The organism is Lentzea cavernae (assembly GCF_014653695.1).
Classification (GTDB): domain Bacteria; phylum Actinomycetota; class Actinomycetes; order Mycobacteriales; family Pseudonocardiaceae; genus Lentzea; species Lentzea cavernae.
This window is the reverse complement of record NZ_BNAR01000022.1, coordinates 1-22471: the sequence shown is the minus strand read 5'-3', so window position 1 is coordinate 22471 and position 22471 is coordinate 1. Positions and strand designations below refer to the sequence as shown.

Annotated in this window: 20 protein-coding genes; 8 read left to right on the top strand and 12 right to left on the bottom strand. The window is 68.2% G+C overall.

Annotation, left to right across the window (positions count from 1 at the left end; genetic code table 11):
• Positions 1–289: 289 nt before the first annotated feature.
• Entirely contained in the window at positions 290–1117 is an 828-nt protein-coding gene (locus IE307_RS41045) for a hypothetical protein (RefSeq protein WP_191304900.1), read from the bottom strand.
• 14 nt (positions 1118–1131) lie between these two features.
• Positions 1132–1488: a hypothetical protein gene (locus IE307_RS41040; protein ID WP_191304899.1), complete on the bottom strand. Its 357-nt coding sequence runs from the start codon at positions 1486–1488 to the stop codon at positions 1132–1134.
• 258 nt (positions 1489–1746) lie between these two features.
• Between IE307_RS41040 and IE307_RS41035 the strand changes: the two genes are divergently transcribed.
• Positions 1747–2592, top strand: coding sequence for a hypothetical protein (locus IE307_RS41035; protein WP_191304898.1), 846 nt, complete (start codon positions 1747–1749; stop codon positions 2590–2592).
• Between the two features lie 88 nt (positions 2593–2680).
• Positions 2681–2881 (top strand): hypothetical protein, encoded by a 201-nt coding sequence (locus IE307_RS41030; protein ID WP_191304897.1) that lies wholly within the window; start codon positions 2681–2683, stop codon positions 2879–2881.
• A gap of 19 nt (positions 2882–2900) precedes the next feature.
• Here the strand turns inward: IE307_RS41030 and IE307_RS41025 are convergent, their stop codons facing one another.
• The 8 genes from IE307_RS41025 to IE307_RS40990 form a co-directional block, all read right to left on the bottom strand.
• Positions 2901–3077: a hypothetical protein gene (locus IE307_RS41025; RefSeq protein WP_191304896.1), complete on the bottom strand. Its 177-nt coding sequence runs from the start codon at positions 3075–3077 to the stop codon at positions 2901–2903.
• Positions 3074–4075, bottom strand: coding sequence for an SU10 major capsid protein (locus IE307_RS41020; protein WP_191304895.1), 1002 nt, complete (start codon positions 4073–4075; stop codon positions 3074–3076). The genes IE307_RS41025 and IE307_RS41020 overlap by 4 nt, the downstream gene beginning before the upstream one ends.
• A 32-nt stretch (positions 4076–4107) precedes the next feature.
• On the bottom strand, positions 4108–4476 hold the full coding sequence (locus tag IE307_RS41015) for a hypothetical protein (protein ID WP_191304894.1): 369 nt from the start codon (positions 4474–4476) through the stop codon (positions 4108–4110).
• A gap of 126 nt (positions 4477–4602) precedes the next feature.
• Positions 4603–4758, bottom strand: a complete 156-nt coding sequence (locus IE307_RS41010; RefSeq protein WP_191304893.1) for a hypothetical protein — start codon at positions 4756–4758, stop codon at positions 4603–4605.
• Between the two features lie 53 nt (positions 4759–4811).
• Positions 4812–5120 (bottom strand): hypothetical protein, encoded by a 309-nt coding sequence (locus IE307_RS41005; protein WP_191304892.1) that lies wholly within the window; start codon positions 5118–5120, stop codon positions 4812–4814.
• Positions 5121–5190: 70 nt separating this feature from the next.
• On the bottom strand, positions 5191–8019 hold the full coding sequence (locus IE307_RS41000) for a DEAD/DEAH box helicase (RefSeq protein ID WP_191304891.1): 2829 nt from the start codon (positions 8017–8019) through the stop codon (positions 5191–5193).
• Positions 7994–9316: an ATP-binding protein gene (locus tag IE307_RS40995; RefSeq protein ID WP_191304890.1), complete on the bottom strand. Its 1323-nt coding sequence runs from the start codon at positions 9314–9316 to the stop codon at positions 7994–7996. The genes IE307_RS41000 and IE307_RS40995 overlap by 26 nt, the downstream gene beginning before the upstream one ends.
• Complete coding sequence (locus IE307_RS40990; protein ID WP_191304889.1) at positions 9313–11577, bottom strand: tellurite resistance TerB family protein; 2265 nt, start codon at positions 11575–11577, stop codon at positions 9313–9315. The genes IE307_RS40995 and IE307_RS40990 overlap by 4 nt, the downstream gene beginning before the upstream one ends.
• Positions 11578–11880: 303 nt before the next feature.
• Between IE307_RS40990 and IE307_RS40985 the strand changes: the two genes are divergently transcribed.
• The 3 genes from IE307_RS40985 to IE307_RS40975 all read left to right on the top strand — a co-directional run bounded on the left by IE307_RS40985 (position 11881) and on the right by IE307_RS40975 (position 17791).
• Positions 11881–13110 carry a metallophosphoesterase family protein gene (locus tag IE307_RS40985; RefSeq protein ID WP_191304888.1) on the top strand — a complete coding sequence of 410 codons (1230 nt, stop codon included), beginning with the start codon at positions 11881–11883 and terminating at the stop codon, positions 13108–13110.
• A complete protein-coding gene (locus IE307_RS40980) occupies positions 13110–16763 on the top strand; it encodes an AAA family ATPase (protein ID WP_191304887.1) in 3654 nt (1217 codons plus the stop codon). The genes IE307_RS40985 and IE307_RS40980 overlap by 1 nt, the downstream gene beginning before the upstream one ends.
• A gap of 296 nt (positions 16764–17059) precedes the next feature.
• Entirely contained in the window at positions 17060–17791 is a 732-nt protein-coding gene (locus tag IE307_RS40975; protein ID WP_191304886.1) for a DUF7873 family protein, read from the top strand.
• Positions 17792–18190: 399 nt separating this feature from the next.
• On the opposite strand, the gene IE307_RS40970 is transcribed toward IE307_RS40975, so the two are convergent.
• On the bottom strand, positions 18191–18745 hold the full coding sequence (locus tag IE307_RS40970; protein ID WP_191304885.1) for a TetR/AcrR family transcriptional regulator: 555 nt from the start codon (positions 18743–18745) through the stop codon (positions 18191–18193).
• A 111-nt stretch (positions 18746–18856) separates the two neighbouring features.
• On the opposite strand from IE307_RS40970, the gene IE307_RS40965 reads away from it, so the two are divergent.
• Entirely contained in the window at positions 18857–19558 is a 702-nt protein-coding gene (locus tag IE307_RS40965) for an SDR family NAD(P)-dependent oxidoreductase (RefSeq protein ID WP_191304884.1), read from the top strand.
• On the opposite strand, the gene IE307_RS40960 is transcribed toward IE307_RS40965, so the two are convergent.
• Positions 19555–20286: an AraC family transcriptional regulator gene (locus IE307_RS40960; protein ID WP_191304883.1), complete on the bottom strand. Its 732-nt coding sequence runs from the start codon at positions 20284–20286 to the stop codon at positions 19555–19557. The two genes, IE307_RS40965 and IE307_RS40960, sit on opposite strands and share 4 nt — an antisense overlap.
• Positions 20287–20340: 54 nt before the next feature.
• Between IE307_RS40960 and IE307_RS40955 the strand changes: the two genes are divergently transcribed.
• Both IE307_RS40955 and IE307_RS40950 read left to right on the top strand, forming a co-directional pair.
• Complete coding sequence (locus tag IE307_RS40955) at positions 20341–21486, top strand: MFS transporter (protein WP_229905554.1); 1146 nt, start codon at positions 20341–20343, stop codon at positions 21484–21486.
• A gap of 14 nt (positions 21487–21500) precedes the next feature.
• On the top strand, positions 21501–22361 hold the full coding sequence (locus IE307_RS40950; protein WP_444543468.1) for an exodeoxyribonuclease III: 861 nt from the start codon (positions 21501–21503) through the stop codon (positions 22359–22361).
• Positions 22362–22471: the final 110 nt, after the last annotated feature.

Sequence of the window (22471 nt, the reverse complement as noted above, 5' to 3'; positions counted from 1 at the left end):
CAGCCGGTCGCCCCCATCACTGTCGACCCTGTCCTTGTGCGGCTCTGTGGAGTTTCCGTGTCCCCTCTTATCTGGATTGTCGCGTTCGTTGGGCTCATTGTTCTGCTTGCGTGGGTTGTGGGCAGGATCTGGTTGAGCGATCGGACGACGAGCAAAATGCGTGTGCAGGCCGGTATCGGTCGTGTGACTGGGTACCTAGAACTGGAACGAGAAGCCCGCGCCGACCAAGTGGACTCGAAGCAGAAGCCCTTGCCGCAAAGAAAGAAGCGCGGAAGGCCTCGCCGCTGACCTATGGCACCCGCACACCTTCGCGCACGAGCGGGTCGCGTGCGGCGGGGTCGATGGCGGGGTCTGGGAACAGGCCGGTGTCGGTGGGGGCGCCGGGGCTGGTGGTGGCGCGCAGGGTGAGGATTTGGCGGACGCGGCCGGTGTTGTCGCCGCTGGTGCGGATGCCGACGACCCAGGCGGTGGTGTCCAGGGTTGCGCCGACGTCATCGACGACGCGGACGAGGTCGCCCAGGGTGATGCGCGGGTCGGGCAGGATCTCGATGTCTCCGAGCACCGGAAGTGGTTGCGCGGCAACGGAGAGCAGATAGTCCGCGATGCGCCCGGCGGTCCCGAGGGTCTGAATCCACGGTGTTGAGGGGACTTGGAATACCTGGGCTCCGTAGCGGGTGCGGCTGGTGGTGTCGTAGCGGCGGGTGGACAGCCGCGCGGGGCTGTTCGCGGCGAGGCGTTGCGACCAGATTGACAGTGACGGCAGGCCGCTGGTGGTCACGATGAAACACGCGCTGCTGGACAGGTTGCGAAAGGTCACCCGCAGGGTGGCGCCGTCGCGTTCGGTGGTGGACTCGATGGACCCGTGTATGCCGAAGGTCCCGCTGGTGGTCGGGGAGAACCGCACCCGGCTGGTGTTGGCGGGCATGGTGGTGGCGTAGACGACCGGGGGCGGGCTGTCGTATTCGGAGACGTCGTAGTCGTAGGTGATCGTTAGCGTCTGGAACGCGCTGATGGAGCGCACCGTCGTTTCGGTGAAGCGTTCGGCCGGCGTGCCGGTGGTGTAAATCTGATACGGCACGTCGACGGTGTTGCGGATCGAGTCGATCGCCTCGGACACGCGCAACGATGCGATCAGGTCCAGATCGAGAACGCCCCGCGCGGCACCGGGACGGGTGGGCGCAGGAGTGTGAGCTCATCGGCGGTGAAGTACAGGCCGCCGCCGTCGTGCGCGAGGGTGCGGCTGTGCCCGCCAATCGCCTCGTCCTTCAACCCCTCAGGCGGGGTCGCGAGTGCGCGAAGGACGACGGCGCTGACCACGCCCGCCGCCGTGGCGGGCGGCGGGTCCGTCATTGTGGGAACGAGCGTGCGCGCCATCGCCGAGGCGTCCGCGCACAGAACTGTGACGCGGGCGCGCTCGGCCGGCGTGAACTCCTGCTCGGTGCGGGCCTGAACATCGTCAGCTGTGGCCAGCAGGGAGGGGGATGTCATAAGGCACCCCCGTGCTCAGACCCGCATCTGGTCAGGGGGCAGATTCGGAGGAAAAAGTTTGGCGGGGTGGCAGGTGACCGTGGGAGCGTCTATAGAAAGTGCTGGATACCGTCGAGTCGGCCTTTGGTCTTTGCACATGGGGTTCTCAACGTGGTCGCATTGGACGTAGCACGATGTATCTACGAGTACCCGCTGGAACGGCAAGTGACAGAGGTTCTGTCAACAGGGTGTCTCGGTTTGATGTGCCAGAATCTGGGTATGACGACGGAAGACCGCGCAGTACCCCGCGAGGTGACTCGCACAGGCCCACCCATGCCACTCGGGCCGCAAGAGACGATTGACCAGCTGCTTCGCGGTCTCCGTCGTGACCAGGTTCCCATCCGCACGACCTTCGTGCAGAAGGGCAAGGGCAAGGACACGACGCCCGGCAAGCTCGCAGAGTTCGTCTCCGGCCGAGATGTTCGAGGTCTCGACGCGTATCTGTTGCTCCACGCCCTCGCGAGCAGCGCACCCTGGAACTGCGACCTCCCGTCCGGCTTCTGGGTTCGATGCCTCGGCCTTGCGGACGTAGCAACAGAGGGACCGGAAGCCATCGACAACGCGCGCGCGGCGGTCTCCAAGATCATGAAGCGTCTGGTCGACCGTGATCTTGTGAAGCGGACGCGGGTCAAGCGTCGGGCGTCACTCACTTTGCTGTGCGAAGACGGGTCCGGTGAGGACTACACACACCCGTTCGACCGAAACGAACGGTACCTCCAGCTACCCCATGCGTACTGGCACGATGGACACTTCCTCACCTTGAGCCTCGCGGCGAAGGTCATGCTCCTTATCTCGCTCGAACGGAAGGACAAGTTTGTCCTGCCGCAAAAGAAGGTGCCTGGGTGGTACGGGGTGTCCGCAGACACTGCGGACCGTGGGTTCCGTGAACTCCGCGAAGTAGGGCTGCTTGACGTCCGCGAAGACTGGGTGACCAACCCTCGGTCTGACATCGGCTGGACCCAGCAGTACGTCTACTCCCTCACGGGTGAGTTCTCGGCGAAGGCGCGAAGCAAGGCTTCCGCTGAAGCGGAGAAGAGCTACGCCGCCCAAGAGGAGAACGCGTGATGCTGAGCGGTACTCCCTTCGCGACCACGCAACCGCTCCTCGCGGTCGTCCGCCCATCCTTTCGTTTCAGGTTGAAGGGATCGCGACCATGTGGGCTTGGCTGATCGGTGGCTATGCCGTCGTGTTCGCGATGCTCATCGCCTTCACCGGTTTCGTCGCTTCCTTCGTGGAGTGTGCGAAGAAGCGCGCTGATGCTTACAAGGTGCTCCGGCTCGTGCTGACGGCAGTCACCGGCACCACCGGCTTGTTCGCCGTCGGAATGGCCTTACACCAGGCGGGCCTGCTGTGAATGCAGGCTTCGCAGGTGGTCAGCTTGTCGGTTCCTTCGTTGGACGGCCGCCGACCGCGCGCACGCCGAGCTCCGCGGGCAGCCCGCGGAGCGCGTCGGCGGTGGCCTTGTCGGTGATCTCGGCTTCGCCGTCGTGGAAGGTGACGTCGAGGTCGTGCACGACGAGTTCCTTGTAGACGCTGCTGGTGAACTTCACGCGCCACCACCTCCAGCGTCGGCGGTGGTGGTGAGGCCGGTGACCTTGCCGTGAGCGATCTCCGGTCCGAACTCCAGCGAGATCTCACCGTAGATCTGCGCCTTGTCCGTGGAACCGGTGCGCGCCAACGGCTCGGAGAACAGGAAGCCCTTGCCGGGGGTCTCCAGCAGCACGGGCGCGCACTGGTCGAGGCTGACCACCTGCACGGTGTCGGCGGGCATGTAGCGGTTCAGCATGATGTTGAGCCGCCCGAAGTCCGTCTCGATCGTGGAGACGGAGACGCCGCCGACGTTGCGCGACTGCTCCTGGTAGTTCTTCTTGGTGACGAACTCGTTGGTGAGCTGACGCTTCTGCCACGCCGCGCACATCAGGGTGGCGGTCTCGGAGACCTGGATGCCGCCGTTCTCCCAGACCTTCTGCAACAGGTCGAGGATCATGGCCTCGGTCAAGGCCTTGGCGGTGGCGTTGGTGATGACGTTGGTCTTGGTGGCCTCCAGGATGCCGCGCGTCTTGCGCACCGTGGAGTTGTCGGTGGGCTCCTGAAACTTGCCCGTGATGAACCCGAGTTCGACGTCACGGCCGATCTGGATCAACGCCTGACGGGTCTGCCAGTCCAGTTCGTTCAGGACGGCGTTGCTGCCGCCGATGCTGGCGGCGTTCGGGTTCGCCGACCCGGTCCCGGCGAACATCTGCTGGGAGGCCTGCCGGGTGTAGAAGACGCCCACCGTTTCCTGATGGATCTCCAGGACGTTGCGGTCCTGGCCTCGAACGCGGGTCTCTGCGGCCGGGGCGTCGCCACCTTCGAGACGCTGCCGGTTGGGGTCCGGTGGGCGCAGGTCGTACACCGACCAGGTGTGCACGATGCCGTTCGCCCGCTTGCCGCCGGTCAGGCCGCCGATGCTGGACAGAAACGGGGTGTCGGTAGGGGTCAGCGAGAACAACTCGCCGACGAAGTTGGGACTGTTGTAGGTATTCGCGATCGCGGCGATACCAGGCAATGAATCTCCTTACGTGTCAAGGGAAGCAGCGGTCAGCGCTGTTCGCGCGCCTGCTCGGCAAGCCGCTGGTTCTTCAAGCTGATGGCCGCGGCCCAGTCGCCGCGTGCTTCCGCGTCGCGGATCTGCTCCGCGACACCGGACGGGCCGTTGCGCTGTCCCTGCGAGAGATCGGGGGCAGGGCGGCGGGGGCCGTCGACGCGGGCGAGGTGCGGACGCTGGACAAGGACCGCGGCGAGGTCGGCCGTGATGGCGGCCGTGTCGATCGCGCCGTCCTCGGTGAGGTAGCGGTCTCGGTCGTCGAGGTAGCGCGGTGCGTCGCTCGGGTCGGCCCAGCCGGTTGCGGCGGCGCGGATCTCCGCATCCAGCGCGGTCCGGCGCAGCGTGGCGAGCTGCTGTTCCACGGCCGTGGCGCGGGCGTTGGTGCGCTTGGCCTCGCTCTGCTGCTCGGCCTCGATCTCGTCCAGACGCTTGGCCTTGTCGCGGTGCTCCCGCGCCGTGGTCTCGGCCTTGGACAGCTTGGTCTGCGCCTACTCGTAGAGCGCCTTGTAGTCCAGCGTGGCGTCGGCGGCCGGGTCGGTCACGGGCGGGGCGGACGGCTGGGCGGGTGGGGTTGCCGGGGCCTGCACGGGGCTCGTGGGCGGGGTGTCTGTAGCGCTGGTGGTCGGGGTGATGGGCTGGGACAAGGGCAGGAAAACCCCCTTTCCGGGGCGAGGAGAGGACGAACGAGAGGCACGCGTCAGCGCAGGTAGCCGAAGCGCCGGAGCTGGTTGATCAGCTCGTCGCGGTCGCGGGCGGTGTTGACGAGCTGCGCGGCCGTCGGGCGCGGGGTGCGGGTGCTGCTGAAGCGGCGGCCCTGCTTGGCGAGGTCGCCGAGCTGACGGCCGACACCGCGCACCGTGGTGGCGTCGAGGGTGTACTCGTGGCCGCCCGCGACGTAGACCGCGTTGCGGCGGCGCGCGTTGACCGTGCGGGAGATATCCGCTCCGGCCCGGATCGCTTCGGCGTCGCCGGGGCCGAATGCCTTGTTCTGCTGGGCGGTGGTCATGGACTCGAACAGGCCGCGCGGGGTGTTGCTGGGGCGGTCTTCGCGCCACTGTTCGTCACGAACTTCTTAGCTACGAGGTGCTGAAATCCGGTCCGATGACGACGGTTCGCACATCGTGTGGCGCATGGGTCAAGTAGTGGCGCAGCAGGTCGGCGGTCGCTTTGGCATCAGTGAGCGCACGGTGGGCCGCGCCGTGGGGACCGGGCACGCCGACCGCGGCCAGGCAGTCCGGCAACCTGCGGCGCCCTGCCTGGTGGACGCGGGTGTCGAGCTTCATCGTGCACAGCGACCCGTGAGGGGTGAACGGATGGCTGGCGCGGGCGAACTCCGCATGCAGGAAGTTCAGGTCGAACGAAGCGTTGTGGGCCACGACGACGGCACCGTCCAGGTAGGTGGCGAGAGTGGGCGCTACGTCAGCGAATGTCGGGGCATCGGCCACCTCCTCCTCGGTGATGCCGTGGACCTCGGTGGCCGAGAGCGAACGCCGGGGATCGACCAGTGAGCTCCACTCGCTGAGGACGGTCCCGTCCCGGGCCATGCGGACGACCGCGACCTCAATGATCCGATCGTGTCCCCTGGCGGCGAAGCCGGTGGTTTCGACGTCGACGACTGCGTAAGCCGTCGGGGTGGTGATGAGGGACTGGGGGACGCGAAGGGTTCCGGTGATGATGTCCACGTCGTGCTCTGGCAGTCGGTCGACAAGGTCCACGAGGGCGGAGCGAGCTCCGGTCATGTCGAGGTACCCGGCGGCGTAGGCGCGGGTGCGCAATGGCTTGCCGAGGTGGACATCGTGCTTCTCGACCGCGGTGTCGGGCAATGCGGCGGCGATGTCCTCGGCGGTGGTGTCGTCCTCCAGCAGCAACTGCTGGAGGATTGCGCGCAGTTGCGCCGGTGTGCACTTGGGCACGGTGAAGGCGACACCGTCCCGTGCGGCCTGCACGCCGATGCGGGTCAGCCAGGCAGTGAGGGTGTTGAGGATGCGGTCGCCGCGCCAGGGAAACACGATGGTGTCGTCGCCCCTGGTGAGTGCACCGTTCCGGGCGAGGTCGAAGCGGCGGTAGGCCGCACGCCCCTCGTCGAGAAGGCGTTGGGCGGTGACGTCGAGGTAGGCGGGGACGTCGCCCGACTCGTACCAAACGCGCATGCGACGGCGGACCTCGTCGTGGATCTCGGCACGGCCGCCGGCGAACTTGGGTGCCCGTCCACCGCGGGAGGGCTCGACCTGGATCAGGGACGCCTGGTCGTCCACGGAGACGATCTTCCAGCGCTTGCCCGCGAAGATGACGAGTGAACCGACCTCGATAGGTGTGGTCACGTGCAGAGTGCCGAGCGTGCGGGAGCCGTGGACCAGCCGGTACTCTTGCTTCTCCGCGAACACGGCGTAGAACGAGTAGTGGCCGACGATCCGTTCCCCCACCCTGCCGAGCAGGAGCAGGCCGTCAGATTCCTGCTGAACGAGTTCGGCGTTGCCCAAGTCTCGCAGCAGGGCCGCGAAGGTCGCCTTGTCGACGTGCGAGAACGGCCCGGACAGGCACAGCCCCCGGAACAGCTCGGCCGGGTGAGCGCCTTGGTGCTGGGCGATGACGGACATGACCTGCTGCACGAGTGTGGACAGGTGCAGGGAGGACGTGTCCGCGGGCTCGTACCAGCGCTCGGCGAGCAGACTCATCATCGCCACGGCTTGGAACAGTTCCGCGCGCAGTTCGTCCTGGGGCGCGATGTCGGCGGTGATCTCCTCGGCAGTCACGTACATGCGCAGCACGGCGGGTTCGCCGCGTCGCCCGGAGCGGCCGATGCGCTGGCGCAGGCTCGCGACCGAGGGCGGCGCCCCGACCTGGGCGACCGAGGTGAGCGTGCCGATGTCGATGCCCATCTCCAGCGTGGAGGTGCACATCACGGTGACGGGCCGGTTGCTCTTGAGCAGGTCTTCGACGTGCTCTCGCACCTCTTTGGCCAGGTTGCCGTGGTGTGGGAAGAACTCGTTGGGCACGGCGCGTTCCTCGCTGCTGCGGCGCAGCCGGTCGGCGTACAGCTCGACGTCGCCGCGTCGGTCGAAGAACACGAGGTTGTTGCCGCCGCGCAGGGCGGTGAAGACGTGCTCGCTGATCCGCTCGACGGAGGTCCCCCCGTCGGATTCGTGGTCTCCCGCAGTGGGCGCCTCGTTGACGTACCCGCGGATGATGGCACTGATATTGCTCGTCTGGTGCGAAGCGGTCACCAGGTGGACGCTTTCGTTGTGGCCGGAGCGCAGGTAGTCGCGCGCCGCCTGCATGTCGCCGAGGGTGGCCGACAACCCGATGCGGGGCACACGGCGGCGGGTGGCGAGCTCGACGCGGTGCAACAGGGACTGGAGCTGCGCGCCGCGCTCGGTGCCCATGAACGAGTGCATCTCGTCGATCACGACCCACCGCAGCCCGCGCAGCAGCCAGCCGATCTCCATGCCGCGCAGGACGAACATCGCCTCCAGCGACTCCGGCGTGATCAGCAGGATGCCCTCGGGCTTGGTGAGGACCTTGGCCTTCGCTGAACCCGGTACGTCTCCGTGCCAGCGATGCACTGGCAGGTCGAGGCTTTCGCACAGCTCGTCGAGGCGGCGGTGCTGGTCGTTGATCAGCGCCTTGAGCGGTGACACGTAGAGGACCTGGATGCCGCCATCGGCCACCTCGTCGAGCAGCGCGGAGCAGATCGGCAGGAACGCCGCCTCCGTCTTGCCGGACGCGGTGGCCGCCGAGACGATCACGTCCTCGGTGCCTTTGAGCACCAGGGGGATGGTCTGTTCCTGGGCGTCGTTCAGCTTCGGCCACCCCTGCCGGTGGATCCAGCGCTGAACCTTCGTGTGCAGGCGGAAGAACTCCGAGGTGCCCGACCGGGCGTCAGAGGCGGAAGGTGGCCAGCTCATCGTCCACTCTCGACTCGTCCTGCGCCGCCGGCTCCAGCGGTTCGAGGTCGGGGTTCGTTTCCACCTCGAACCGCACGCCGCCGACGAGCGGCTCCCACGGCTGGGCGGCGTTGTTCTCCAGCACCGACAACAGGTTCAGGAACTCCCGGATCGTGGTGCGCGGTGTGCGGAAGTAGGCGTCACCGATGTTCTGCGAGCAGTGGTGCATGAACGCGTGCAGCGCCTCTTCGGGCACGAGGTACTGCTGCGGGTCACCCGAAGCGTGCACGTGACGCAGTTTGGTGAGCAGGATGTAGAAGTCCTCCTGCGTGAGGTTGGTCAGCCGCAACACCGGGCCCGAGTGGTCGACCAGGCCGTTGGTGGCGAAGGCGTTCTCCGCCAGGCGCGACTGCAACGCCTCGTAGGAGTACAGGCCTCGGCGGGTGTCCATGAGGAACTCGGGTGTGCCTCCGAACAGGAAGCCGATGTGGGTGCTGACGCCCTGGAGGCTGTCGTTGACGATGCGCAGGATCTGCTCGTAGTTGGCGGAACGGGCCTGCGAGGAGGTCAGCTTGTAGAGGTTGACCATCTCGTCCAGGCACACCAGCAGCCCGCTGTAGCCGGCCATGCGCACGAAGCGGGACAGCAGCTTGAGCTGGTCGTAGAAATTCGCGTCGTCCACGATCGTGCGCACGCCCAGCGCTGCCCGGGCCTCGGTCTTGGTGGTGAACTCACCACGCAGCCAGCGCACCGCGTCGATCTTGAGCTGTTCGTTGCCGGTGTCGTGGCCGCGCCAGTACGCCTCCACCACCGTGCCGAAGTCGTAGCCGCCGACCAGTTCGGACAGCTCTGCCATGCGCTGCCGGATGACGTTCTCCGGCGACACCCCCTGCTCCCGTGCGGTGGTGAGCGCCTGGGAGACGAAACGCTCGACGATGCCCGCCAGCGCGCCGCCGTCCGGCTTGGCCGAGGTGGACGTGTTGCGGGCCAGCTCGGCGTAGAGGCTGCGGGCCTGGCCGCCGGTGGCGTGCAGGCGGCGGTCGGGCGCAAGGTCGGCGTGCATGGTGACCAGTCGCTTCTTCAGCGCTGCCGCGCGGATGAGGTTCAGGAAGAACGTCTTGCCGGAGCCGTACTCCCCGATGACGAAGCGGGCTGTGGAACCACCGTCGGCGACGCTGTCGAGGTCGCGCAGCAACGACTCGACCTCGCGGGCACGCCCGACCTGGACGTGCTGCTGGCCCGAGCGGGGTACGACGCCTGCCCGCAGCGACTGGATGATCGCGTCGCGGTCGCGTGGCCGGATGCGCGTGTCGTTCATGCGAGCAGTTCTCCCATTGCGTAGTCGTTGATCACGAGCTGGTCGTCGTCTTCCTCGACGACCGGTTCTTCGGAGGCCTCGACCGCTGCTTCGTTGAGCACGTCCAGCGCGCCTTCGGGCAACAGCGCGACCTCGGCACACAGGGCGTCGAAATCCGCGCGGTTCCAGAACGGTCGGACGGTCAGCTTTCGCAGCAAGGCCGAGTGGGCCGCGTCGAGAGAACCGACGAGGTCCACCGCGGCGACCGGAGCGGGCGGTTGTGGTGCCACCTCGTCCGGTTCGTCGTCGAAGACGTCGGCGAGCAGGGCTGCCACAGCGGCGCTCTCCCGCATCTTGGCCTCCACCAGGGCCGGATCGAGACGGATGGCTCCGGCGGGCGGCTCGGGCTTCGGCGGTGGAGGGATGAGGTAGCCGGTCGGACCGGTGTCTGCAGGCACGACGACGACCGGTTCGGTAGCGGGTGCGGGGCGGGCCGAGGTGGCGGTGAGGGCGTGCAGTTCGGTGTACACCGAGTCCGGCTCCTGCCCCAGCAGCTTGTAGATCTTGCGCAGCGTGTCGACCTCGCCGGGCGAGACGACGCCGTCCACGGCCGCGATGGCGGTGGCGAACTGGGCGACGTGGGTGCGCTGGGCATCGGTCAGGGCACCCAGGCGCTTCGTGAGACCGGTCAGCTTCAGCTTCGAGGCCAGCAACCAGTCCAGGTGGGCGGTCAGCCTGACCCGTTCCCCCGGCGTCAGGTTCAGGCTCGACTCCAGGTGCGAGACCAGGTGGTCGCGTTCGGCGGCGGACACGTCGTCGTCGGCCGCCGAGACGACCGCGGCGAGGTGCAGCAACGTCGTGGCAGCTGTGTACTCGGGTGTCGCGGTCGTTGGCTGCGCGGCGGTGACCCTGAACAGCACAGCCGGTCCCGCGCTGTGCACCGAGGCGCCCATGCGCACGTCGGGCTCGATGCCGATACCGAGCTTGTCCAGCAACTGCGCCAAACCGACCGCGTCGGCCTTCGCGAACTTGCCGGGTGTGCGGGACGGCCAGAGAGAAGTCAGGTCGGCCAGCTCGAACCGGGCCTGCCGCACGTCGTCCGGGAGGGTCCGGTCCACCAGGTCGCGCATCGGGCGCATACCGTCGAGGCCGACGGTGAACAGCTCGTCCGGCAGCAGGGCCAGTGCGGGCAGCGTTCCGGCCGCCTCCGGTTGGCGGCCGATCAGGCGGCTGTAGGCGTCCAAGTCGTCGGTGCACGACTCGACCAGTGCTTTGAGCGCCTTCGTCGGCGCCGCAGCGGTGAGCACGTCAGGCACGTCCAGCTGCCAGCTCGTGGCGCGGAGCCCGCCGCTCGCGGGGCGGTAGGAGAGGGCCACCCGGCTTTTGAGGGGGCGGATCTTGATGCCGTCGGCATACCGCGCCTGGTAGCGGGCGGTGAACAACGTGCGGAATTCGTCAGGGCACCGCGTCGCGGGCGTTCGCGAGTAGATCTCGGGGTGGAGCATGGCCCACGCCCAAGCCCAGTCGACGGGTACCGGACGTCCCTCGGCCGCGAAGCGGCCGATGCCGAGACGCAGCATGAGCGGCGGAGACCATCTGTCGTGCTCGTCCGGATCGGGCGCGGCGCCCTCACCTCTGGTGATGAGGGCGCACAGGACCTGCTGGAACTCGGTCGCGTACTGGTGGAACGACGAGTTGACACCGTAGACCGTCAGCAGGCGGACGACCTCCCCGAGAATGCGCGGCAGGTCGGCCCGCGCGGCCGGGTCCTGCTGCGCGTCGACGAGCGCACGTCGCTCCAGGCCGTAGAAGTAGAGGAACACGTAGCCGATGTAGGCGTCGGGGGCCCACCGGCCGCTCTCCAGCCACAGCAGGTACGCGGCCCTGCTGCGCGGCGTGATCGACTGGTAGGCGGGCCAGTAGTCCATGTCCTGGCCGGCGAAGTCGGGGTTGCGCCAGTCGATCGGCAACCTCGGGTCGATGACCTCGACGTTGCGGCGGAGCGCGGCCTCGCCGTGGGGCAGTTTCCCGACGTAGATCATCCCGCCGGGCAGCGACCGGCCCGCCACGGTCGTCGTCGTGCCAGGCGGCACCCACTCCGGAGCCGGCGCCGCGGGTTCACGCTGTGCGGCAGGCCGGGAAGGCGGTGCCAGAGCGACCAGCGGAGGGCGGGTCGTGAAGACCGGTGGCGACGCCGGCGCGTACCGCGGTGCGGGTGGTGGAGGCGTGATCACGGTGGACCCGCTCCCGAACCTCTGGCGCAGCCGGTCGAACAGCCCCACTCGGTCTCCTCGGGTCTGCGCCGTCCGGGCGAGGACGGTTTCTCGAAAACGGTGACAGCGGCTACGTCGCGTCAGTTCCATGTGACGTTAGCGCCCAAACGGGTGAATTACGCCAATGTCACTTTCGCCTTGTCGCAGTACCTGACAATTACGTGAAAACTACTCACAAACTGGCCGTGCGGTTCCGTGTAGCGCTGTGGCGGACGACTGCGATGTGCGGGCCATGACGCTCTTGCATGATCACTTTTCGGTGCCGTCACTCGTGGTCCGTCCATGCCACCGGAGTGTGCAGGGGTGACCGGGGTGCGGATCGTGCACGCGGCCGACATCCACCTCGACAGCCCCCTCAGCGGGCTCAGCAGGTTCGCCGACGACGACCTCGCCCAGCAACTGCGGCTGGCGTCGCGACGTGCGCTGGAGAACCTGGTGAAGTTGGTTGTCGACAAGAAGGCCAACGCGCTCGTGCTGGCCGGAGACATCTACGACGGCGACTGGAAGGACTACGCGACAGGCCAGTTCTTCGCCAAGCAGATGGGCGTGCTGGACGACCACGGAGTGCGCGTCTTCATGGTCGCCGGCAACCACGACGCCGCCAGCGTCGTCACGAAAGCCGTGCCCCTGCCTCGCAACGTCAGCGTGATGAGCACGGACGAGCCGGAGCTGATCATCGACGCAGACCTGGGGCTGGCGGTCCACGGTCAGGGATTCCCGTCGAGGGACGTACGCGACAACCTGGTGCTGTCATACCGCGATCGGGTCGACGACCTGGTGAACGTCGGCATTCTCCACACGGCGGTCGCGGGAGCGGAGGGGCACGCGAGCTACGCCCCGTGCTCACCGGCCGACCTGGAGCGGAAGGCTTACGAGTACTTCGCGCTCGGACACGTCCACACCCGGCGGGTCGTGAACCAGGACCACTGGGTGGCCGCGTTCTCGGGCAACCTCCAGGGCAGGCACGTGAACGAAACCGGCCCGAAGGGTGCCTTGGTGGTGGACCTCGCCGTCGGGCAGAAAGCGGCTTTGACCTTCGAGCCGCTGGACGTGGCCCGGTGGGGGAAGGTCCAGGTGGACGCCACCGGCCTGCGATCGGTCGACGACGTCTACGACGCGGTGGAACGTCGTCTGGCCGAAGACCGGGCGGCGACGGGTGACCGCCCGCTGCTGGCCCGCGTCACGATCACCGGCGAGACCGCGATGGCGGGGGCGTTGAGCGACCGGGTCCGGTTGACCGAGACGGTGCGATCACTCGCGGAACGCACCGGCGTCACGGTCGAGAAAGCCGTCTCGCAGGCGCGGGTGCCACAGGCCAGGAGCAGGGTCGAGGACCGGCTGCTCGACGCGGTGCTCCGCCGGGGTCAGGAGCTGACCGAGGACATCGGTGCCGTGAAGGAGGTGGCGAAGTTGCCCAATCGCGACTTCGGCTTCGAACTGCGCAAGTCAGGGCTCGACCTGAGCGACGACGACGTCCTGCGCAGGATCACCGCCACGGCGCTGGCCGACCTGCTGGCCAAGATGTCCTCCGAGGTGAACTGATGCGCGTCAGAACTCTCGATCTCGTCCGCTACGGAGCCTTCGAGAACAGGACCGTCGAGTTCGGCACCGGACTCAGCCTCGTCCTCGGCGGCAACGAGACCGGCAAGAGCACGACCCTCGACGCCTTGGCCGATCTGCTGTGGTCGATCCCGCCCAACTCGTCGCGCAGCTTCCGCTTCAGCAGGCAGGCGCTGGTGCTGCGCGCCGCCCTCCTCCTGCCGGACGAGACGGAGCTGCTCGTCGAACGCGTCGCGAGCGGCCTGAGCGACACCGCGACGGGCGCCGGCATCACAGCGGCGTGGCAAGGTGACGGAGACGACCGCGCCCGCTGGAAGACCTCGTTCGGGCTGTCGCACGAAGCCCTGCGCGCTGGTGGACGCGAGCTGTGCCAAGCGAGGGGCGACCTCGCCTCGTTGATCTTCCGGGCCCGCAGCGGGCACTCGGTCCACGGCATCCTCGACGACCTGTCGGCGCGGGCCGACGCTCTTTACCGGAGCCACCGCAACAACAAGAACGTCGAGGCGCGCAGGGCACTCGACGAGTACAAGGAAGCCGTGGCCGAAGCCGACAAGGCGATGGCACTCGCCCACAAGGTGATGGAGGTGCGGGCAGCAGTCGAACGGGCCGCGGGTGACCGCAGCGCACGCCGCGCCGAGGCCGATCGGGCCAAAGCCGAGCACGACACGTGGAGCGCAAAGCTCAGGGTCGCAGGAGATGTCCGAGACCTGGCACACCTGCATGCCCGCGCAACCGAACTGCGCGCCGTTGGTCCGTACCTCTCGGTTGAGGACCTGGCGGCCTGGGACGGGGCGACCGAGCAACTCCAGAGACTCGGCGACGACCTGGCAGACGCAGAACGGCTGCGGGCCGAGGTGAGCGCGCAGTTGGCAGACGTCACCGTCGAGCACGAGGTCCTGACCGAGCATTCCTCGATCATCCAGCTGACCAAGGAGTGCACGGCTCGGATCGAGAGCATGGCCGGTGCCGCGAACGCCTGTACCGAGGCCGACCGGCTGGATGGTGAGGCGCTGGCTCTGATGTCCGGTCTCACCGGTGCCGGCGACCTGCCGGTCGCGGAGTTGCTGTCCCGGTTGTGGCTCGGCGAGGACCGGATCGCCGAGTTGGACGCCGCCGCGGCAGAACTCGACGACGCGGAAGAGGCCCTGGCCGAGGCGGAGAAGAAGCTGTCCGATGCCCGTGACCAGGAGGGCGTCGACAGCTGTAGCCCGGCTGTGGCACCCCCGGAAACCGTCTCGGCTCTGCGGGAAGCCGTCGACTCGCTGAAGGCGGCAGGGTCACCATCCGCGGCACTCGACCAAGCGTTGTGCGCAGCGCGCGATGCGGCCTCGAAGCGCACCGTGTCGCTCACCCGAGCGGGTCTCCCGGCGCACACGGCCGTGGGTGTCGTCCCTTCACCGGGCACCATCAAGATCAGCGGTGACCGGCTCGTTGCAGACGAGGAGGCAGTGCGCGATACGCGTTCAGCAGCGGCGACCGCAACACAGCGGGTCGCCGAGCTCGAAGAGCGTTTGCGGGCAACCGATGTTCAAGACGTCCTTGGCCCCACCGCGGTGGTGGACGCGCGTGCCGAGCGGGACAGGCTCGTGGACGAAGTCATGCGGAAGTGGGTGGCGGGGGTCCCCACGTCAGAAGCACCTGGTCTCCCGGTGGCGGCGGAACGCGCCATAAGGCAGGCCGATCGCCTGGCCGACCTGCTGTCCGAACACCGGGAAGCAGCCGCGATACGAGCTGGTCTCGACACGCAGCTCACGGCGGCACGGCGCGAGGCCACCGCCGCGACGATCGCGGTTGACGCGGCGGAGTCCGAACTAGCCGGGGCGCGCCGAGCCTGGACTGCCATCTGGCAGCTGGCGGGGGTGGCCGCGCCCCCACCCGCCGAGGCGGTCGCACATGGTGCGCTCCTGGTCGACGTGCTGGCCGCAGAAGGTGAGGTGGTGGCCGCCCGGGAGCTCGTGGAAAACCTTCACCCCCAGGCCGAGCAGCAGCGCGTCTACCTGACCGAGGTGCTCGCGCGAGCTGGGCGTTCTCGTCCCGGTGCCGATCTCGGCAGCTTGTTGGCGGCTGCAGAGGAGGTGCTAGCCGAAGACGCCGACGCCCGCGAGGCGCGGGCCGTGGCCGGGCAGATGCGGAAGTTGCGAGAAGCAGCGCAGTCCTGGCGTGACTGTGCGTCGGCGGCGCACGACTCGGTCGACGCGAAGTGGAACAGCGCCCTTACCGCAGTCGGATTGCCCTCGTCGACTCCGAAGGGGTGGTACCGGCGACGAGATGTCGTGACGCAGGCCCGTGACCTCCACACAGATGCGAACGGTCGCCGCGCCGAAGCCCGTGTGCTCCGCGACCGCTACGACATCTTCGCCAAGGAACTCTCCCGAGTGACCGCTCGGCTCGGCATCGACGTGGCCGCCGATCCCGCTGAGACCACCGCTCTGCTGGCCGACCGCCTGCGGGCAGCACAGCAGGCCAAGACGAGATCTGACGACTTCGAAACCCGGCTGGCAGTCCTGGACGAGGACGCCGAGCGCGCTGCACGACGGCGGCAATCCGTTCTCGACGAGTGGGCAGACCTCGAACGCCGTGTGGGAACCGGAGACCTGGAGCAGGCGGCGGGGCGCGGACGGCTCCTCGCCGACCTCGAAGGGCGGATCGCGAAGCACACCGAAGTGGTCAGGGCGGCACTGCCGGACCTCGACACCGAGCAGTTGGTGTCTGAACTGGCGGATGCCGACGCTGATTCCGTGCGCTTCGCCGCGGAGTCCGCCGGAGAACGCGCCCAGATCGCCGACCAAGCTCACGAGCAGGCATTCGCGGATCATGTCCGGTTGAAGCAGCAGTACCGCGAGCTGACCACGCGTCCCGGAGCGGCGGAACTGCACGCCAAGGCCGAGGAGAAGTTGGCCGCGCTCGCCGAGCACGTCGAGGAGTACCTGGTCGTCGAGATCCAGCGGACCGTCCTGCGGGACGAACTGGACGCGTATGAGCGCAAGCACGCCTCCCCACTGCTCGACGCGGCGGGCCGCATCCTCGAACAGCTGACAGAGGGCCGGTACGTCGGACTGCGCCCCGTCCACGGCAAGGACGGGCGGTCGCTCCGGATCGTGGGAGCGGACGAACAAGCGCACGCACCCGACGAACTGTCCGAGGGAACCGCGGACCAGGCATTCCTCGCGCTGCGGCTCGCGGGCATCGCGTCGTTGCAGGAAAGTCGTGTGGCTCGCGGCCTGCCCACCCTGCCGGTCGTCCTCGACGACGTGCTGATGACGTTCGACGACGCGCGCGCAGCGGCGGCCATCCAGGTGATGGCCGAGTTGGCGGAGCGGTGGCAGATCATCGTGCTCAGCCACCACACGCACATCCGCCAGGTGGCGGAAGGCTTGGGTGTGGCCGGCATGACCGTGTCGGAACTGGTGGCGCCGGCCACGCTGGAGCCGACGCGCGCCGCGGAGGAAGTGCGTGCCGCGATTCGCGAGGGGACGGTCCTGGAAGCGGTCGCGCCGGTTCATAACGCCCGCCCCGGCCCGGCCCAGGATCTGACGGCTGTGCGGGTGTGGGCACGGCAGAACGGGTTCCAGGTCAAGGAACGGGGCCGCGTGCCCCACGACGTGATCAGGGCCTACGAAGCGGCGAATGCGTGAACAGGTCGGAGGGAGGGGCAGTCTCGCAATTCTGAGCACATGTCGAGCAACCACGACACCGAAGGGGTCACTGGTTCAATCACTATCGTCCGCCACTTCCAATCGGTGTGCGAATCACTCTGTCCGGAGCCGTTGGGCAACGCGGACGGGCGGCCACGCCAAAGGCGAGAACGTCAGGTATTGGGTGACGGCGGAGATCGCACGCTTTTTCAAGGACGTCCGGGCGAACTGAGGAAATCGCGTGCGGGCACAGCTTGTCGATGAGTACTGTGCGCGAGACCGAAAAAGGGGCCGGCATGACGAAGCTGAACCAGATCATCGCGGTGGAGAAGGGTGTCAAGGGCGGCACTCTTCGAGACCTGACCGACGCGCACCACGGGCTGCAGAAGCCCGCGCTGCTGGCTGGCATCTCCCGGACGTACCAGCCGAAGGACGAGGACGGCGAGGTGCTGCCGCCGGAGTCGACCCGTGTTCAGGTCAAGGCCGAGGACGTGCTGCGCAGGACCGCGGCCGTGATGACCCGGCTCTTCGACGTCACGGCGACCAAGGACTGGGCGAACTGCGTCGCGAAGGCGGACGTGGTGGTCGGCGGGCAGACGTTGCTGCGTGACGTGCCCGTGTCGTACCTGCTCTTCCTCGAGAAGCAGCTGACCGACCTGCACACGTTCGTGAAGAAGCTGCCCCTGCTGGACGCGGCTGAGGACTGGAGCTTCGACGAGTCCGCCGACTACTGGCGCACCGAGCAGGTCCGGACGATCCGCACCAAGAAGGTGCCGCGCAACCACGTCAAGGCCGAGGCCACGGAGAAGCACCCGGCGCAGGTCGAGGTGTACTACGAGGACATCCCGGTGGGGTACTGGAACACCGTGAAGTTCTCCGGTGCGCTGCCCGCGCGGCGGGTGAACGAGCTCGTGGACCGGGTGGAGAAGCTGCAGCAGGCGGTGAAGTTCGCCCGCGAGGAGGCCAACAGCCTGGAGATCACCGACCAGCACGTCGGTGACGTGGTGTTCGACTTCCTGTTCCGCTAGCGTCCAAGACTCCCCCGCTGGAGCGCGGGGGTGCGTTCCCGTGAAGGGAGCGCGAAAGCTGAAACTGAACGTCAGCCTGAACAACCCGGTCACAAGTGGGGGTTCGAATCCCTCTCCCGGCACCACGCGCCGGGATGGCCCAAGCTGGCAGAGGCAGCCGGGATCAAGCTCAGACTCTCGCTCCAGGATCAGCATTACCGCCGAACGCCAGATCACCCGAGACCGGACAAGACTCGCCGAGGTGCAGGTTCGAATCCTGCTGGCCGCTCTGCTCGTGCGGCCGTAGCTCAACGGAAGAGCGCGGCGACCTAAGGATTGATCCGACTCTTAAACGTCGCTGGTGTGCGCAATTGGGCGGACAAACGGGGCCCTGGACTGGACATGTCCGGGGCCCCACCTTCATGCGCGGAGTCCTTCGACGTAGATCGACAGGAAGCGCCGCCACTCGCCGGGGGAGTCGCGGATGACCTGGGCCATCGCCCTGGTCAGCGTTGCCAGGTCGGCGATCGAGTAGTCGGCGCGGAGCACGCCCGCTTCGAGGGCGCGGTCGATCAGGATTCCGGCGTGGCCGGCGCCTCGGTGGCAGGCCGCGACCACCTGCGGGGCGTTGGGCAGTTCGCGGGTCAGCACGTCGTTGAGGCCGCGGTCCTCCGACTGCATCGCGTAGAGGTCTTCGAGGTAGCCGGCGAGGGCCTGCCACGGGTCCGGTTCCGCCAGGGCCTTCTCGCCGATGACCTCGAGGGCGGCCAGGCGCTGGGGGAAGATCGACGCCACGAAGTCGTCGCGGGTCGGGAAGTGCTTGTACAGCGTGCCGATGCTGACCTCGGCCCTGCGGGCGATGTGTTCCATGGGCACGTCGAGGCCGCGTTCCGCGAACAGTTCCGTGGCCGCTGTCAGCAGCTTCTCCCTGTTGCGTGCCGCGTCCGCACGCAGAGGCCTCGACGCGGTGACCATGCGCGGGATCCTACTCGGGCGTTAAGTCGAGGGTGCCCTCAAGTTTTGTGGTAGCGTCGGCCGGCGTAAGTCGAGGGTTGCCTCGAATTAGCGTTCGGAAGGACGAAACCCATGTCTCGCAAGGCGATTGTGCTCGGGGTCGGTCCCGGGCTAGGCATGTCCGTCGCGCACCGGTTCGGGCGTGAGGGCTACGACGTGGTGCTGGTGTCGCGGAGTGGCGCCCGGCACGCCCGGTACCTCGCCTCGCTCGCCGAGGCGGGGGTGCGAGCGCGGGCGTTCGCCCTCGACGTGCGCGACGGCGAGCAGTTGCTGTCCACTTTGGACGAAGTCGGGCCGGTGGACTTCGTGTACTACGGGCCTGGCGCCACCTACCTGGACGCCTTGCCGCCCGAGATCACGTCGACGACGTCCGGCGAGGTCCGCGCGGCCATGGACTGGCTCTACCCGGCGGTCGACGTGGTCCAGCACGTGCTGCCGGGCGTGGTCGAGCGCGGGGGTGGGTTGTTGTTCGCGGGCGGGCTGAGCGCGGTGCTGCCGATGCCGGTGCTGGGCGCGCTCGCGTTGTCGTCCGCGGCGCTGCGCAACTACGCGGTGACGCTCAACGCGGCGTTGGCGGACAAGGGTGTGTACGCGGGCACGCTCACCATCGGTGGCGTCGTCGAGCGGGGCGACATCCACGAGTTGGTGAAGTCGAAGCCCGAACAGTTCGGAAATCTCGCCGGGCACACGCTGAATCCGGACGAGGTCGCGGAGACGGCGTGGCAGATGTTCGTGAAGCGGGACCGCGCGGAGGAGGTGTTCTCCGTGCTCTAGAGGTACGAACCGGGGGTGTGGCCGAGCGAGCGGCGGAACACGTCGATGAACGCGCTCGCGGTGGCGAAGCCGCATCGCAGGGCCACGGTGGTGACGGGCTGACCCTCGGCGAGCAGGCGCAGGGCGTGGTAGAGCCGTAGCTGCGTGCGCCACTGGGGGAACGTCATGCCCATCTCGTCGCGGAACAGCCTGGTCAGCGTCCTCCCGCTCGCGCCGGCGGCACGGCCGAGCGCTTCGAGACCGCGTGAGTCCGAGGGGTCGGTCTCGAGCGACGCGCAGACCGCCGCGAGACGGGGGTCGTGGGCGGCGGGGACGCGCACCAGTCGTTCGGACGCGGTGGCGAGCTGGTCGAGCAGGACCGAGCGCATTCGTTTGCCTGCAGGGGTTTCTCGGTCGTCCAGCTCCGTGTAGGTGATCAGCAGCTCACGCAGCAATGGAGAGACGGCGAGCGCCGTCGGTTCGTGGAGTTTCAACGGGTTCTGCGTGAGTCCGAGGAAGTGCAGCCGTGTGACGCCGTACGCGCGATGTGAGTGCACGGCGCCGGACGGAATCCACAACGCACGGTGCGCGGGCGCGATCCAGCGCGACGTCTCCGTGTGCACGGCCACGACGCCGCGGCTGGCGTAGACGATCTGGTGCTCGTCGTGCCAGTGCGCGGTGACGCCACTGGTGGCCGCCAGGTCGCGGCTCGTGGTCGGCGCCGCCGGCAGATGGCGAGAATTCGACATACATCGGCAGAATATCGGAATCGCGAACGCGCTGGCCGGCGCGACGATCGGTGTGTGAACAACTCTCGCCGGCGGATGTCGGTCCTGGTCGCCGGTCACGCGGTCGACGACCTGTACCAGGGCGCGGTGCCGGCCGTCGTGCCGTTCCTCGTGCTCGAACGGGGATACAGCTACCTCGCGATCGCCGGAATCACGGTCGCCGCGACGCTATTGTCGTCGGTGGTGCAGCCGTTGTTCGGGTGGCTGACCGACCGGCGGCCCATGCCGTGGCTGGTCCCTCTCGGCATGACGTTCGCGGGTGTCGGCATCGGACTTTCCGGGGTGAGCGACTCGTACGTGGTGACGTGGCTCGCGATCGCCTTGTCCGGCCTCGGCGTCGCCGCGTACCACCCCGAGGCGGCTCGTCTCGCGCGTCGTGTCGCCCAGGACAGCCACGTCGGCATGAGCTGGTTCGCGGTCGGCGGCAACGTCGGGTTCGCGCTGGGGCCGGTGCTCGTCACGCCGGTCCTGGCGTTCGGCGGACTCGCGTGGAGCCCGTTGCTGGCCGTTCCCGCGCTGGTGGGAGGCGCGTTCACGATGGTCGCGCTGCGCGGGGTGCAGGGCTCCGAAGCCGCCGTCGCGGCGCGCGCCGGTGCCGATGACTGGGGCCAGTTCAGCAGGCTGACCGTGGTGATCATCGCGCGTTCGGTGGTGACGTTCGGGCTCGGCACGTTCCTCGCGATCTGGGTGACCTCGCGCGTCGGCGGTGGTCCGGCAGCCGGGGCGGCGGCGCTGGTGGTGCTGTTCGGGGCCGGCGCCGCGAGCACGTTGCTCGGCGGCGTGCTGGCCGGACGGTTCGGACGCGTCCGCGTGCTGCAGGTGTCCTACGCGATCTCGATCCCCGCCGTCGCAGGCGTCGCATTGGTGCCCGGCCCTGCCGTGTACGTGATGGTGGCGCTCACGGCCGTGTCGCTGTACGTGCCGTTCTCACTGCACGTCACCCTCGGCCAGGACTACCTGCCCAACCGCCTCGGCACCGCCAGCGGCGTCACGCTGGGCCTCGCGGTCAGCGTCGGAGGCCTGGGCTCACCGGTGGTCGGCGCGGTCGCGGGCGCCACGACACTCCAGTGGGGCCTGCTGTCCCTCGTGCTGATGCCCGTGGTCGCGTGGGTGGCGGCACGCGGCCTGTGCTCGCCTCGATGCGAGCTCGAGCCCCGGTGACTACGGTTGAACCCGTGCGAGTGGCGACCTGGAACGTGAACTCCGTCAAGCAACGCGTGCCGAGGCTCCTGCCGTGGCTGGACCAGCGGCAGCCGGACGTCGTGTGCCTGCAGGAGACCAAGCTGGCCGACGACGCCTTCACCGCGCTGCTCGAAGCCCCGCTGAAGGAACGCGGCTACGAGTTCGCGCTGTTCGGCGAAACCCAGTGGAACGGCGTGGCACTGCTCTCCCGCGTCGGCCTGGAGGACGTCGCCGTGGGCATCGCAGGCGCACCGGGCTTCCCCCACGTGGAGGCACGCGCCGTAGCGGCCACGTGCGGCGGCGTGCGCGTCCACTCGCTGTACGTGCCGAACGGCCGCGAACCCGACTCCGACCACTACAAGTACAAGCTCGAGTGGCTGGCGGCACTGCGCGACGTCCTGGAGGCAGGCCCCGCCGACGCGCTGGTGTGCGGCGACATCAACATCGCACCGGCCGACGCCGACCTGTTCGACCCCGCCGCCTACATCGGCCACACCCACGTCACCGAACCCGAACGTGCCGCCTTGCAGGCCATCGAAGCGTTGGGGTTCCACGACGTCGTGCGCGAACGGTGGCCTGACAAGCGGATCTTCAGCTACTGGGACTACCGGGCCGGCATGTTCCACCGCGATCTTGGGATGCGGATCGATTTGATCCTGGCGTCCAGTTCCGTCGCGCCGCGGGCTGAAGCCGCGTGGATCGACCGGCACGCGCGCAAGGGGACCGGGCCCAGTGATCACGCGCCGGTGATCGTGGACCTGGACGAGGCGCCGGACGGGGACATCGGGCCCGTGGTGCCGCCGCCTTCGGCGTCGGGCGGGAACAAGAAGGTCAAGCTGCCCCAGTCGAAGTGACCGATCGACGAGCTCTTCGTTGCCGTGCAAGAGGTGTGGCACGCGGCAGCCGTGTCGCCGGACGGGGCGAACGTGCCGGCGGCCAGCCGTGTCGCCGGACGGGGCGAACG